The organism is Allobosea sp. LjRoot90, assembly GCF_964254315.1.
Taxonomy (GTDB): Bacteria; Pseudomonadota; Alphaproteobacteria; order Rhizobiales; family Beijerinckiaceae; genus Allobosea.
In genome coordinates this window covers 420894-433792 of record NZ_CAXUTF020000002.1, presented here as the reverse complement: position 1 = coordinate 433792, position 12899 = coordinate 420894, and the positions used below count along the sequence as shown (strand labels likewise).

Genomic DNA, 12899 nt, shown 5'->3' with positions numbered 1-12899 from the left:
CTGTTGCCCCTTTCTGGCTGCCGGAGATGCCGCTCCTCACATGGAATCGGTCCGGCAGCCTCGACAGGAGGAGATCGCGTGGGAGCAGTTTGCCGGTCAGCCGCATATTATGGACTGGGTAAAACAGGCCGCGAGCAACTCGCAATATGCCCCCGGCGGCGAGGAGCCCGGTCGAAGGAGGCGAGGCGTGAGCGCTGAGGCAGGATTTGTCGAGCTGAAACAGGAATACCGGTCGGCGATCGCGTTTCCTCAGGACTCGAGAAAATGCCGGTTGATCGAACCATTAGTCGCGAGAGGTAATCGTATCGGCATATGTCGGTGCAGTGGTGGGCCGAATGAGATTGCACTGAACAAAGGACTATTTCGATGAATCGCTTGATCGGCGGCTTATCTAAATTTGACAGCCCGGCTTTTGTAAAAACTACGCCAGCCTTTCGTCCCGTGCAATATTTGGGCAATAAGCTTCGCGTTCTCAATAATATTGCCGAAGGAGCCATGAACCTAATTGGCAGCCAGGGTTCTGTCGTCGATCTGTTCACGGGCACTTCGGTTGTCGCTCAGACCTTCGCGCATCGCGGGTATTCCGTGATAGCGCTCGACACTCAAAATTATGCTAAAGTGTTTGCTTCAGCTACATTAGGCATCGGCCGTGTCGACGGAATCGAATGTCCGGCGGAGACTCTCCTGGCCCAAGCTAATTCTCTTCTCGATGAGCCCGCGTTTTCCGCATGGGCTTCCATAGCCGCCCGCGAGCGTTCTGCCATCGAGGCCGGCGATCTAACGATCCTGCGTTCACTGTATGAGGAGCTGCCGCTTGCTTGGCGCGATCCCTCGCATCCACATCATCGGCTCGTATTAGAGGGAGATGGACGACCAGCGTTTCAGCGTGTTCCGCTGATTGCTAGTGTTCACGCAGGTTCGTATTTCGGGATCAACCAAGCTCTTATGATTGACGCTTTGCGTCATGTCATAGAGCACAACCGAAAAAACCAAATACTGTCGGACTGGCAGGTCTCTGCTGCTTTAACGGGGCTCATGTCCGCCGCATCAGCAGCGGTACACTCGGCAGGAAAGCATTTTGCGCAGCCCCTTACAGCGGGGAGTGGCGCAAATATGAAGTTCCGCAGCAAGCGAATAATCGACGACAGGCGCGTTTGTATAGGTTCGGTATTCACATTCGCCTGCAAATCGCTAAATCTAAGATCGGTTTATAATGGACAACCACACTGTGCCCTACAAACTAGCGCAGAGGAGTTTTTGTCAAGGCCCGGAGCGTCCGACCTATACTATGCTGACCCACCCTATACCGCGCAGCAGTACTCGAGATTCTATCACATTCTAGAGACGATATGCCATTACAATATTGAGTCCTTGTTGCATGGTGATGAGACAACAACCGGATTGTATACTAACGATCGATATCGATCAGCATTTTCATCAAAAGCAAAAGCTAAAATAGCTTTCAAGGATATGATCGGGTCGATATGCAATAAGGGCGGGTGTCTTATTATAAGTTATTCGGTTTCAAGCATTGGATCGAACGGAAACGCCAGAATGATCGGTCTTGATGATATAATCGATTTAGCGCGATCTTATTACGGAACTAAGCGGGTTGCTATTGAAAAACTAGATCATTCATATCGACAATTTAATAGCGGCGATCTCGCCAATTCAAAGAGGGATGATCCTGAAATCATGATCGCGTGTTCGATATGATGATACAGCGTTACCTGGGTAATAAGTCGGTCATCGCAGATGAAATTGTCAATATAATCCGAGGCCTTGCAAAGCCGGGCGACCTCGTATTTGACGCATTTTCTGGCTCCTTGGCGGTGTCCCGTGCAGTTAAGGCGGCGGGGTTTAGGGTTGCATGCAATGACATAAATCATTTTTCATGGCTTTACGCTCGCGCATATCTCTCCAGTTCCTCGCTTCCCTGGCCCAACGGGCCGCTGAAAAGATTGAGTACAAAAGATCAATGCTGGCGCGCGTTGGTCAACGAGCTGACCGCGCCATATGATTCCGACATTCCTGCGGAGAGCCGTAGGACGGACGTTTTTGATCGTTATACGGAAACGGGGCGCTTCAGCGCATTTGTCAGTTCCAGAGGGTCCGTAGGGAAGCGCCGGTTTTTTAGCGCGGAAAACGGCCATCTGATCGACCGGGCGCTCTCTCGCATAAGGCACTGGCATCGATCGGAAGCGATTGACGAGCAAACTCGCTGCTTGCTTGGCGCCGTTCTTCTCGCAGCGGTAGAGAAAGTGAGTAACACGCAGGGTACATACCATGACTTTCCAAGAGACATTTATGATCCTCGCTCACTAAAAAAAATCATCATTAATCCGCCATCCGATGATAGTTTTGTAGGCCCTTCGTCGGAATTCTTTGGGAAGGCGCAGGATTCTTTGACATACGCGATGAAAGTCCCTGACCATAAAGTTCTCTATCTCGACCCTCCGTATAACTTCAGGCAGTATACTTCATATTATTTTCTCCTGAATGCGTTCTCTATGCATCCAGAGATAGGAGATTTGGACGAATTTTTTGGTAATATTGAATTTGTGCGCGGACAGAACATGTCTACAGATTTCAAGTCGAGTTTTTGCTCGAAAGGGCAGTTTATACCGTCACTCAAAAAAATAATTGAGCGCTCTAAAGCCGAATACGTGATTCTGAGCTATTTTAACGGGAGGAATCATTGGGGCGAATTTAAATCTGACAACGATGTTATTGGAAGGCCCTTGATTGAGGGCTTGTTCAATAGTGCGATGTTCGAAGCTGGTTCGCTAGAGTGCCTTCCGGTCCATCGAATGAATTATCAGAGTTACGGGGGGCACAAGTCAAAATCGGTTGAAGAGTTTCTGTTCGTCGCCAGAAAGCGCAGTGTAGCGCATGTGGCGAATCAGCGGAGGAATTCTCGTTGGATTGGGGAGGTAGCGATCTAAATCCGAAGCTGGCGACCTGGTTGGAGAGTGTGGCCCAGAGCCGCTATACTCCGGAGGTTAGGCTTGATCCTTTCGCGACGTCGATGCGAAATTTTGATGATGTCTCGCCTAACCTGAAGGCTATTCGCGAAGGCGGTGCCCCAGCGGTCAACGACCCTACCCAGCGCGTTGCCGATCTGCGTTCGGCAGGGTTTCTTGGCGATGACGGCAAATCACTGTCGGCGCTGGGCGCAAAAATTCTTCCGGCTTGGGAGCGGTTTGGTGTTGATAATGATGACATTGGGGACGAGATGTCCCGCCTATTGCTTATGGTTTTGGTTGGCCATGACCTCGAAGACTCTCGTATAGGTTCGTATGTTTCATACTGGAGAGCTATAAGAAAATTTTTCTCTCCGTTTGAGCTTATAGACAGCTGGGACAAGCTTTACGTTCTCAACTATCTAGATGCTAGAATTGAAGGTTTCTCTCCCGGTGATGTTCTGCGCTCGAACAAGGCAAGATTGACCGATGTTTCGATCGACATACTGTCTAGCTTCAAAGCCCTTGGGCTTAGCCAAACGGCTATGGATGGCGCGGTCCGGATAGAAGACGCGATTAAGGGCAAGGTGCCTCGAGGAAGGCACCGGGCGACGTTTTGTATGGCGCTGGAAATTGCGGTGGCGGGACCGTCTTCTGCGATAGCGATTATAGAGAAATTCGGCGTCCCGAGGGGGCCGAGGGTATGGGTTCCGTTCTCAAGCGAACAAAAAACCACGCTAATGAGCATATTGGATGAGTATGCTTCAGATGGCGGTAGCGTAGAACTTGCGGCCGATATTGTCGTGGCGCCTGAGGCTGTCGAGGCGGTCGACATTACGGTCGGGGCTGCGGGTCAGGAGCCAGATCTGGTCCCATTCGTCGTGCCGAACATCACGGATTTTTCGGGCGTCTTGGTCGGCATGCCGGAAAGAAAGACTGTTGTGACTCAGGCCGTCGGGGCAAATTCTACAGAAAAGAAAAAGAAAATAGATTATGTGAAACGCGCAAAGGCCAATTCGCTCGTTGGAAGTGCAGGGGAAGAGTTCGCTATAAAATTTGAAAAATGGCGGCTCAAGGATTTTCCAGAGTTGCTGGCGAAAATAGCCCACGTATCTAAGGATGATGATACGCTTGGATATGACATTTCGTCTTTTGAGACCGATGGAACGCCGCGATATCTGGAAGTTAAGTCGACGCTTGGTGGTTTAGATAACGCATTCTATATATCGTCCAATGAATTGGCGGTCGCCGATAGTTTAGGGGGGGCCTATCTCGTTTTGCGAATAGCGCAGCTTGGATCGTCTCCCATATGCTGCGAGGTAAGGCATCCCTTTGAGGATAAATTGACACTCACTCCTTCGGCCTACATGGCCACATTCGCATAGGCGATTTCGAGCGAACCTCGCCTTGTAGGCTTGCGAGTCCAATACCCCCGATCACTCCCAAGAGGAGAAAGCTGGATTTTTTGGACCACAGTTTGAAAGAAACGTGTTCTGCTTTCGATTTCCGCCGGAAATCTAGTAGGCTGCCATCAGCCTCAGATTTTGTTGGCCTTATTGTTGGCCTTGGTCCGAAAACCTATTTCTTAAAGGGAACTGTTTCAACGGATTAGGCAGATTTTACGGTTCCCTCTTGCGCGCCACTTCCCTTTCCGGACATCGCCGTGTCGGCCCGCGTTCCCACAGGGAGCGATCATTCGGCTGGCCCTAGCTGCAGTTCGCGCGGCAGCGGACGGCGTGAACCTTGTTGATCCCTTCGCCGATCGTGGTGATCTCGATCAGCATGTCGCGCCTGGAGCGCCAGGTGAAGTTGCAATAGGCGAGGCCCGTCCCGGAGCAGGACGACATTTCGGGGCGCCCCTGGCAGCGTTCATCCCCGGCATAGCACTTGTCGGCGCCAGGTAGCGTGACCGGGGTGTAGCCGAGGCCGATCAGGCTCTGCCGCGCCTCCTGATAGCTCGTGCCCTTCGGGAAGGACGGCAGCCGCTCCGCTGCGGTCGCGGCCGTGGTCATGACGGCGACGATGGCGGCAAGGACTGCAAGGCGCATTTGCTTCACTCTCGGACAGGATCGATCACACCGGCTTGTGCCGGTTTCCGCCGTCTTCGCCGATCGGGCGCTAATATCGGTTGCGCTGGGTTACATCCCGGATCGCCGTCAGGCCGGACATCGCCTGCGGCGAGCCATTCGCCCGGTAAAGCGCCTGGAAGACCTGCGCGGCGTCGTCGAAGCGGCCGAGATTGAAATAGGACCAGCCGCGCATCAGCATCAGATCGGTGCTTTCGGAGGCATGGCGCGATCGCTCGCCCAGCGTGATCAGCGCGCCATTGAAATCCTTGGCCTCGTACTGGGCGTAGAAGCGCTCGGACAGGAGCAGGGTCTGCAGCTCCTTGCGGCGCGCCGGCGGCAACGCTGCGCTCGCGGCTGCGGCGCTGGCTTCCGCCGTCAGCCCCTGTTGGAGTTTCGCATAGGCCTTGCCGGCAGCGGCATCGGCCGCGATCTGGGCGTTGCCGCCGCGCTGGGCTGCGTCGAACGCCTCCGCCGCGGCGGCCGGCCGCTTGAGGTTCAGCAGGCACCAGCCGCGCTGGAGCGCGGCAGCTCCGCTGGTGCCGGTACCGCAGGAACCGCTGCGCGGGCGCTCGAGCGCTGGACGGCGCGCCACAACCACGGCAGGACTATCGTCTTCGTAGCGGGACGGCGGCGCAGGTTCGGTTCGGACGACACGGCGCGGTGCCCGCTCGACGGGTTCAGGCACCGGAACCGTCCGGGCTGTCGGGCTTGTCTCGGTCAGGGGCCGGGTTCCTCGCGTTGCGACCGGGGCACGACCGCGCGCCGGGTTCAGCAGATCCGCGATGCGCGGCGAACGGCTGCGCCATTCGGCGATGATGGCGCGTAAGGCCCCCTGGTCGCGCAGGCGCTGATGCACGAGCGCCAGGCCGTAAGCGGCCGGCTCATAGTTGCGATCCCAGGACAGGGCTGTTTCGAACCAGGTCTCGGCCGGCGCGATCTGCCCGGAATTATAGGCGTACCAGCCGAGCGCGGCGCCGCCGGGCGCATAGCGGTCGACGCCGACCGTCCTGGCGATGCGCTCGATGACGGCGCGTTCGAGCCGGGGCGCCGGTTCCTGGGCGATCAGTGCGGTCGCGACGTCGAGATAGGCTTTCCGGTTCGCGGGGCCGGCTTCCAGCCATTGTGCGCCGAGGGTTTCCGCTTCCTGGTATTTCTGCAGCGCGCCCAAAGCGAGCACGGCTCCCTCTGCCGCCTTGGCGCCACCATTGCGCGCCAGCGCCATCTGGAACCAGCTCACGGCCTTGGCCGACTCGTTATGGCGGAAGGTGTAGAAGCCGAGCAGGATCGGATCGTCCGGCGTCGTCGCCGCATTGGCGAGTGCCTCGATGCGCCGGATCTCCTCGGGCGTTGCGGTCAGGGTCGGGTCTTCGGCGGCCTTGCCGACATGCCGCCGGGCGATCTCGTCGCGGATGCCGGAGAACTCGTTCTGCCGCTCCTGCGCCAGCAGCGGGACGACCAGCGCCTCGGGCAGGCTGGCGAGCGCCTTCTGCATGGTGCCGACCCGCTCGGCCGGGTTGGTGCAGTTGGTCAGCACATAGGCATAGGCGTCGCGGGCACGCTCCGGCGCGCCGGTCTGGACGAAGGCCTCGGCCACGCGCCAGAGCGCGTCGACATTGGCGCAGGTCAGGAGCGCCGGCGTCTCGGTGCCGATGCGGATGACCTGTTCCCACTGCCTGGCATTGGCCGCGTTGGCCAGGCGCTGGCCGGCCTCGGCCCGGTCGAGCTGGGCGATCAGATCGGCCGGCGCCTGCCAGCTTGGATCGGCGCTGCTGCGCTGCCCGATCGCGGCGCGCGCTTCGCCATATTTGCCTTCGGCGAACAGCCGCCAGATCCGTTCCAACTCGGGATCGCCAGTCGGTTGCGGCGAGGTCAGGTCGGTCGGCGGCTTCCACTCGGGATAGAGGGCGCGCAACCGGGCGAGCTCCGCCTCATAGCGGCGGGTGTCGCCCTGCGCCGCGAAATAGCGCAGGGCCGTCTCGTCGACTTTCTGCCCCTGCGGCGGTGCCGGTGAGGCTGGCCGTCCTGGGGCCTGGGCCAGTTCGGTCTCGGCCGGCCCTGGCACGGCTCCGGTCGATTGAGCGGGATCCGGCTTCGCCTCGGCCTGGGCCAGCGCCTGCTGGACAGCCGGCGACGGCGCGTCCGGCCACGTCAAGTTATGGCCGTAACGGCCGAGCCCATAGAAGGCGGCGCTCGATGCCGCGACCGCGATCAGCACGGATTTCACATGCATTGCGGATACCTCTCGCTCAGCATCGAGAGGGCGAGCAGATGCAGCGTCGACGGGTAATAGGCCGTCGGCTGGAACGCCTTCAGCTCGGCTGGAACCGGAGTGCGGTCGAGCGCGCAGGTCATGGCGGCGGCGAGGATGCGATAGCCGGCATCCGGCAGTGCTTCGACAGGCTTGCCGGTCGGCACGTCGATCACCGCCATGCCGTTGGCCCAGGCCTGGCGGAACGGCTCGAGGCGCTGCTTGTCGACGAGGCCCGCGCGCAGGAGATAGAGCGGGATCCGCATCGCGTTGTAACCGAACTGCGGCGGGAAACCGTCGGCCGGCTTCGGCTCGCCCTTGAGCGAGAGCCAGTCGGCCGACGGGATCCTCCTCTTGGCGAGGTCGTCGAGCAGCTTCAGCCCGCTGGCCTGTACCTGCATCCAGCTCTGGTCGCCGGTGAGCCGGGTGAGGAGAGGGAAGCTCTCGAACACCCAATAGGACGGGTTGATCACCGGGCCGTCCGCCCGCTCCTGCTCGGAAAAACCTTTCGCTGCGGGCATCAGCCAGGTCTCGCCGCCGCGCTTCAGGAGCGCGACCTTGGCCAGCGAACGGGCGATCTGGCGGGCCGCTGTGGTGTAGGCCGGCATCGACCAGCGTGTGCCGGCGCAGGCTAGAGCCTCGACGATCAGGAGGTCGCCGTCGCTGGCATTGTTGATGTCGGTGACGCGCGGGCTGGCCTTCGGGTCCCAGCGCCAGGCTGCCAGGCCGTCATCGCGGATCAGGAGTTCGGTCCGGGTGAAGGAGAGGATGCTGGCGAAGCTGCCGCGATCGCCGGCGAGGCAGGCCAGCAGCAGCCCGTAGCCCTGGCTCTCGCTATGGCTGATGTCGCCATTGGCGTCGTCGACGACACGACCCTCGGTAGTGACGAACTTCTGGCGGTAGAGCTCCCAGGCGCCGGCCGGCAGGGCGGCCTGTGCGCCGGGGGTCAGGCAGAGGAGGGTGGCGGCCAGGGCTGCGCGAAGCCGTCTCATGAACGCCTCCCCAACCGGCCGAGCATCAGGAAGGTCCCGATACCGAGGCCGATGCAGGCCGCGAGCAGTGCCAGCGCGTAGATGCCGATATTGCTCGACATCCAGTTGGCGAAGACCAGGCGCATATTGGCCAGGCTGAACGGCCGGGTCATGACGAACGAAGTGCTGTCCGCCGAGATGACGTGATTGTCCTGGCCGCTGCGGAAGGCCGTGACCTGGCCGGCCATGCCGGCCCAGTTGCCGGGGGTGACGAGCCTGTCCGCCGCCCGCTCCAGCGCCTCCTCCTGGCGCACGACGAAGGCGGTCCAGACCTGCCGCGTATCGGGGTCGGTCGCCTGCGCGGCGATCAATTCGGCTCCTTCGGCCGGCTCGTAGAGCGAAGGCGCGCGCGAGGGCGCGCGCAGCTGGGCGAAGGAGAGGTCGAAGGTCCGCTGCAGCCACTGGTCGAAGCCGATGAAGTAGCGGGCGAGCGGCCCGCCGAGCGAGCCGCGCCAGCGGTCGCGGACCCCTTCCGTCGTCGGCGTGGAGCCGCCCGAATCCTCCGGCGTCGTCTGTCGGCCCTGAAAGCGGTTGATCACCGCGTCGAACACGGCCGTGCCTTCGGTTTCCGGCACGACGACGACCGCGTCCGCGCGCTGTGGCCAGGTGTTGCGGACATTGTCGGCGATGCCGACGCGCGGCAGCAGCCCGGCCGGTAGCTGGCCGGCGGCGCCGACGATCAAGGCGGGGCGGTTGCCGACGGTCGCGGCGCTGCCGAGGACATCCACCGGCAGCGGCCGGTCGGCACGCTGGGCCAGCCGGGCGAGCAGCGTGGCGGCGGCGCTGAGATTGGGCAGGTCTTGCCGGCCGATGACGAGCGCCACATGCGAGGCGATCGAATAGGGGAAGCCGGTGCCCGCCACGGCCGCGAGATTGGGGCTGACCCCGATCTTGGCGAAATCCGGGAACGCCAGCGTCGTGGTGTCGAACAGGGCGAAGCGATTCTTTCCGGGCAGGGTCGCGCCGGGCCCGCAGGCGAGGTCGGACCGCGTCGGCATGACCGTCTCGAACCAGAGCTCGTTGATCCCCGGCCGGAAGTGCCGGAGCGGCACGGTGATCGGGGTCTGCTGGAAGAGCCCGCCATTCGTCGCATTGAGCGGCACCGTCGCCGCGACATTGCCGTTGACGAAGATCTCGATGTGACCGGAGCCGGGAAGGACGTCCTCCGAATAGGCGCCGTCGAGATAGAGCGTCGCCTCGCCATAGGCGTTGGCGTAGAAATCCCCGGGCATGGCGACGACAGCGCGCACGCGCATGCGCCGGCCCGAGGATTCCTGGGTGGGGACGCCGAGCTCGGAGAAGCGCAGCGCCTGCTTGCCCGAGATGAATGGCGCGTCCGGCACATGCCAGCTCGCCGTGTCCATCGTCTTGCGGTTGATGTTGGTCGGCCTGGACACGGGCCCGGTCAGGAGCCTGGCGATGATCGCCTCGAGATCCGGCCAGGTCTCGCCGGTGACGAGGAGGGCAGCGGGCCCCAGTTTGGGATTCGCAACGAAGCCGAGGAAGCTGCCGGCTCCCGCCTCGGCAGGCAACGCGCCGATGAGGTCGCGCAATTCCTTGCTCGTGCCGAGCAGCACGGTCAGCACGCCGGGACGGATGCGCTCCGGCAACCGCTCGGAGACCCGCACCGCGGCCTGGCTATAGCGGCCACGTAAGGCGACTCCCTGCGCGACGGCGAGGATGCTGCTCGCAGCAATGGCGCGCGTGGCACCCGGCGCAACGATATGAATCGTCGTCTGCCCGCTCTCGTCGGCGCCGACGGCCGGGAGGTCGTCGATGCTGCGCAGGCGCGATTGCTGCGTCGCCGGGTTCCTGAAGGACAGCCTGGTACCCGCACCGTCGATCCGCGTCCATAATTCATAGGTGGAGGTGATCGTGCAGTCGGTGCGGTGGCGCTGCACGGCCTCGAAACGGATCGTGTTCTGACCGGGCCTGAGCAGCCCCTTGCGGATCGCGGTGGAGGTTCGCTTCAGGCGATCGGAGGAGGCGATCGGCGCTTCCATGATGCGCTCGCCATTGATGCGGACCGTCAGGCGCGACGCTTCGGGCATCACGACCAGTGCATTCTGGAAGGCGACGTCGAGATTGAGATCGGCGCTCGCCTCGTCCTGGGTCAGGTAGAAGGCCCAGCCGCGCGTATCGCTTTCGCCTTCGAGGGTGACACGCGCCGCCGGCAGCAGCGGCTTGAAGGCGAAGCTGGTGGGGATGGCGGGCGTGACCGGCGTGGGCACGGCAGCTCGCGGCGGCTCCGGCGGGCGAGGCGCGGCCGGCTGCTGGGCCGGCGGCGCGATCATGAACGGCGCCGGCTCCTGCGGAGGCTGGGCCTCCTGCGCGCGCAGTCCGAAGCCCCCGATCGGGAGGATCGCTGCCGCGGCGAGGATGGGCAGGAGGCGCGTTCTCATTCCGCCGCACTCCGCGGCTTGGTCGACCGCGAAAAGCGGTACAGGCCGAAGAGGTAGGACAGGCCGCGGCTGGTCTGGAACACGGCGAGACGCAGGAAGCGAAAGGTGCCGTAGACGACGCCCATGTTCTGGCGCCGCGCCTTCTGGAAGTCGCTCCAGATCCTGGCATCGGAAAAGGCGAGGTCGGCGATGATGCGGCTGTGCAGCGGCTCGCTGGGTTCGTATTGGCAGCCCAGCACCAGCCCTTTCTGGTCCGATGCGAGGCGGGCGATGCGGACCGGCAACCCGCCTGATGGCATCGCGATCGAGGTCTCGAAGGAGATTTCGCCCTTGCTTCCCACCGCCAGTTTGTCGAAGCCTTTGGACAACACCCGGATGGCGACGCCGTCGACGGAGACGTTCTCGGTGACGATCGGCGCCGTCAGGCCGCCGATGCTGATCTCGCCGCGGCGCTTCACCGGAAAACGCCGGGCACCACGCCCTTCCGGCCGCTCCGAGACGACGCCGAGGGCGCAGCCCGCCATCAGCAAATTGAGGATGTTCCACAGCCCGACCACCAGGGTGGTGTCGGCATTGTAGGGCTGGGCGATGGTGCGCCAATAGGTGGCGACGACGCCCAGCGCCAGCACGGCGAAGATGATGAAGAAGGGCAGGCCGAGCTCGGAGACGCGCCGCGTCCCCAGCTCTTCGCTCTTGGCAGTGACCCTGAAGGTCGGCTTGCCGGGATTGAGCAGGACCGAGATCACTGCCGGAAGCAGATAGACCGACTGGATGAACTCGTAGAGCTCGGAGATCCAGGGCCAGCGATAGCGGCCATAGAGATAGTTCTGCATCATCAGGTTCACCGCCATGTAGCTGAACACATAGGCGATGAACTCGGCGCCCGAGGCGGTGAAGATCTCCAATCCGAAGAAGAGATAGCAGAGCGGCGCGACCAGGAAGGTCAGGCGCACGAACGGGAACAGCCAGAACAGGGCGGAGGACGAGTAGCACAGGCGCTGCGGCCAGGAGAGGCCGCGCTTGAGCATCGGGCGGTGGTAGATCAGGATCTGCATCATGCCCTGCGCCCAGCGCGAGCGCTGGCCGATGAAGCTGGTGAAGGTCGCCGGCTGCAGCCCCGCGATCAGCGGCTTGTCGACATAGATGCTGTTCCAGCCGGTTGCGTGCAGCGTGATCGCCGTCTCGGCGTCCTCGGTGATGCTGCGGCCGGAGAAGCCGCTGGTCGTCTGTAGCGCCGTGCGGCGCAGCACCGCCGCTGAGCCGCAGAAGAACGAGGCGTTCCACTTGTCGAGGCCGCGCTGGATGATGCCGTAGAACATCTCGTTCTCGGACGGCATCGCCTTGAAGGTCTTGAGGTTGCGCTCCAGCGGATCGGGATTGATGAAGAAGTGCGGCGTCTGGACCAGGAACAGCTTCGGGTCCTGGGCGAAATAGCCGATCGTCTCGGTCAGGAAGCTGCGCGCCGGCGCGTGGTCGGCGTCGAAGACGACGATCAGCTCGCCGCCGGAGTTGGCAAGGCCGTTGTTGAGGTTGCCGGCCTTGGCGCTGACATTGCGCTCGCGCGTCAGATAGGTGACGCCGAGCCCCTCGCAAAGCGTCTGCAGCGCGGTCCGACGCTCCCGCGCCGCGCTGGCGGCGACGAAATTGTCGGCGTTGCATTTTTCATCGGTACCGCCGTCGTCGAGCAGGTAGACCGTCAGGCGGCCGGTCGGATAGTCCATGGCGAGCGCCGCCGAGAGCGTCGTCGCCAGGAGCTCCGGCTCCTCGTTGTAGGTGGGCACGAAGACATCGACGGCGGGCGCCTCCGCTGGAAGCGGCGGCGGCGTCTTGCGCCGCGGCAGCGGCATCGCCACGACGAACAGGCTGAGGAACAGCATGCCGATATTGTAGAGCTCGGCCAGGTAGAGGATCAGGCCGGGGATGAAGTCCTCGAGCTGATTGACCGGCGGCAGCGTGCTCGTCGTGCGCCAGTAGACATAGCGCAGCACCATCGCCGTTCCGAGCCCGAGCGCGATCAGGCGCCAGACCCCGTAGGGGCGCAGGAATTTGAGCAGGATCATCGCCCCGACGACGATCGTCCCGGCGATCAGATGCGCCTGCAGGCTGATCGGCAGCGTGATGAGCGCCACGACCACGGCGGTCGCGATAGCCCAGAAGATGACGTAGCTCGCGGTTCGCATCGATTC

General features: G+C 61.9%; 8 protein-coding genes. 3 read left to right on the top strand and 5 right to left on the bottom strand.

Features of this window, described 5'->3' with window-relative positions; translation table 11 throughout:
- Nucleotides 1–366 precede the first annotated feature (366 nt).
- From ACSQ3M_RS08775 to ACSQ3M_RS08765, 3 genes are read left to right on the top strand one after another with little or no spacing between them, the layout of a single operon-like run.
- On the top strand, nt 367–1716 hold the full coding sequence (locus tag ACSQ3M_RS08775) for a DNA adenine methylase (RefSeq protein ID WP_436149683.1): 1350 nt from the start codon (nt 367–369) through the stop codon (nt 1714–1716).
- Nucleotides 1713–2945, top strand: a complete 1233-nt coding sequence (locus ACSQ3M_RS08770; protein ID WP_436150288.1) for a DNA adenine methylase — start codon at nt 1713–1715, stop codon at nt 2943–2945. The genes ACSQ3M_RS08775 and ACSQ3M_RS08770 overlap by 4 nt, the downstream gene beginning before the upstream one ends.
- A 29-nt stretch (nt 2946–2974) precedes the next feature.
- Nucleotides 2975–4348 carry a DUF3883 domain-containing protein gene (locus ACSQ3M_RS08765; RefSeq protein ID WP_436149682.1) on the top strand — a complete coding sequence of 458 codons (1374 nt, stop codon included), beginning with the start codon at nt 2975–2977 and terminating at the stop codon, nt 4346–4348.
- Nucleotides 4349–4669: 321 nt separating this feature from the next.
- Here ACSQ3M_RS08765 and ACSQ3M_RS08760 read toward each other — a convergent pair whose 3' ends face one another.
- The 5 genes from ACSQ3M_RS08760 to bcsA all read right to left on the bottom strand — a co-directional run bounded on the left by ACSQ3M_RS08760 (nt 4670) and on the right by bcsA (nt 12893).
- Entirely contained in the window at nt 4670–5011 is a 342-nt protein-coding gene (locus tag ACSQ3M_RS08760; RefSeq protein WP_436149681.1) for a hypothetical protein, read from the bottom strand.
- 70 nt (nt 5012–5081) lie between these two features.
- Nucleotides 5082–7262: a hypothetical protein gene (locus ACSQ3M_RS08755; RefSeq protein ID WP_436149680.1), complete on the bottom strand. Its 2181-nt coding sequence runs from the start codon at nt 7260–7262 to the stop codon at nt 5082–5084.
- A complete protein-coding gene (locus ACSQ3M_RS08750) occupies nt 7253–8272 on the bottom strand; it encodes a glycosyl hydrolase family 8 (RefSeq protein WP_436149679.1) in 1020 nt (339 codons plus the stop codon). Before ACSQ3M_RS08750 ends, ACSQ3M_RS08755 begins: the two co-directional genes overlap by 10 nt.
- Nucleotides 8269–10713, bottom strand: coding sequence for a cellulose biosynthesis cyclic di-GMP-binding regulatory protein BcsB (locus ACSQ3M_RS08745; RefSeq protein ID WP_436149678.1), 2445 nt, complete (start codon nt 10711–10713; stop codon nt 8269–8271). The genes ACSQ3M_RS08750 and ACSQ3M_RS08745 overlap by 4 nt, the downstream gene beginning before the upstream one ends.
- The gene (gene bcsA / locus ACSQ3M_RS08740; protein WP_436149677.1) at nt 10710–12893 is read right to left on the bottom strand and encodes a UDP-forming cellulose synthase catalytic subunit; all 2184 of its coding nucleotides are present in this window, start codon (nt 12891–12893) and stop codon (nt 10710–10712) included. Before bcsA ends, ACSQ3M_RS08745 begins: the two co-directional genes overlap by 4 nt.
- Nucleotides 12894–12899: the final 6 nt, after the last annotated feature.

Excerpts from the sequence above, each read along its gene's own strand:
- ACSQ3M_RS08775 (WP_436149683.1), top strand. The coding sequence starts at position 367 with ATGAATCGCTTGATCGGCGGCTTATCTAAATTTGACAGCCCGGCTTTT.
- ACSQ3M_RS08770 (WP_436150288.1), top strand. The coding sequence starts at position 1,713 with ATGATGATACAGCGTTACCTGGGTAATAAGTCGGTCATCGCAGATGAA.
- ACSQ3M_RS08760 (WP_436149681.1), bottom strand. The coding sequence starts at position 5,011 with ATGCGCCTTGCAGTCCTTGCCGCCATCGTCGCCGTCATGACCACGGCC.
- ACSQ3M_RS08755 (WP_436149680.1), bottom strand. The coding sequence starts at position 7,262 with ATGCATGTGAAATCCGTGCTGATCGCGGTCGCGGCATCGAGCGCCGCC.
- ACSQ3M_RS08750 (WP_436149679.1), bottom strand. The coding sequence starts at position 8,272 with ATGAGACGGCTTCGCGCAGCCCTGGCCGCCACCCTCCTCTGCCTGACC.
- ACSQ3M_RS08745 (WP_436149678.1), bottom strand. The coding sequence starts at position 10,713 with ATGAGAACGCGCCTCCTGCCCATCCTCGCCGCGGCAGCGATCCTCCCG.
- bcsA (WP_436149677.1), bottom strand. The coding sequence starts at position 12,893 with ATGCGAACCGCGAGCTACGTCATCTTCTGGGCTATCGCGACCGCCGTG.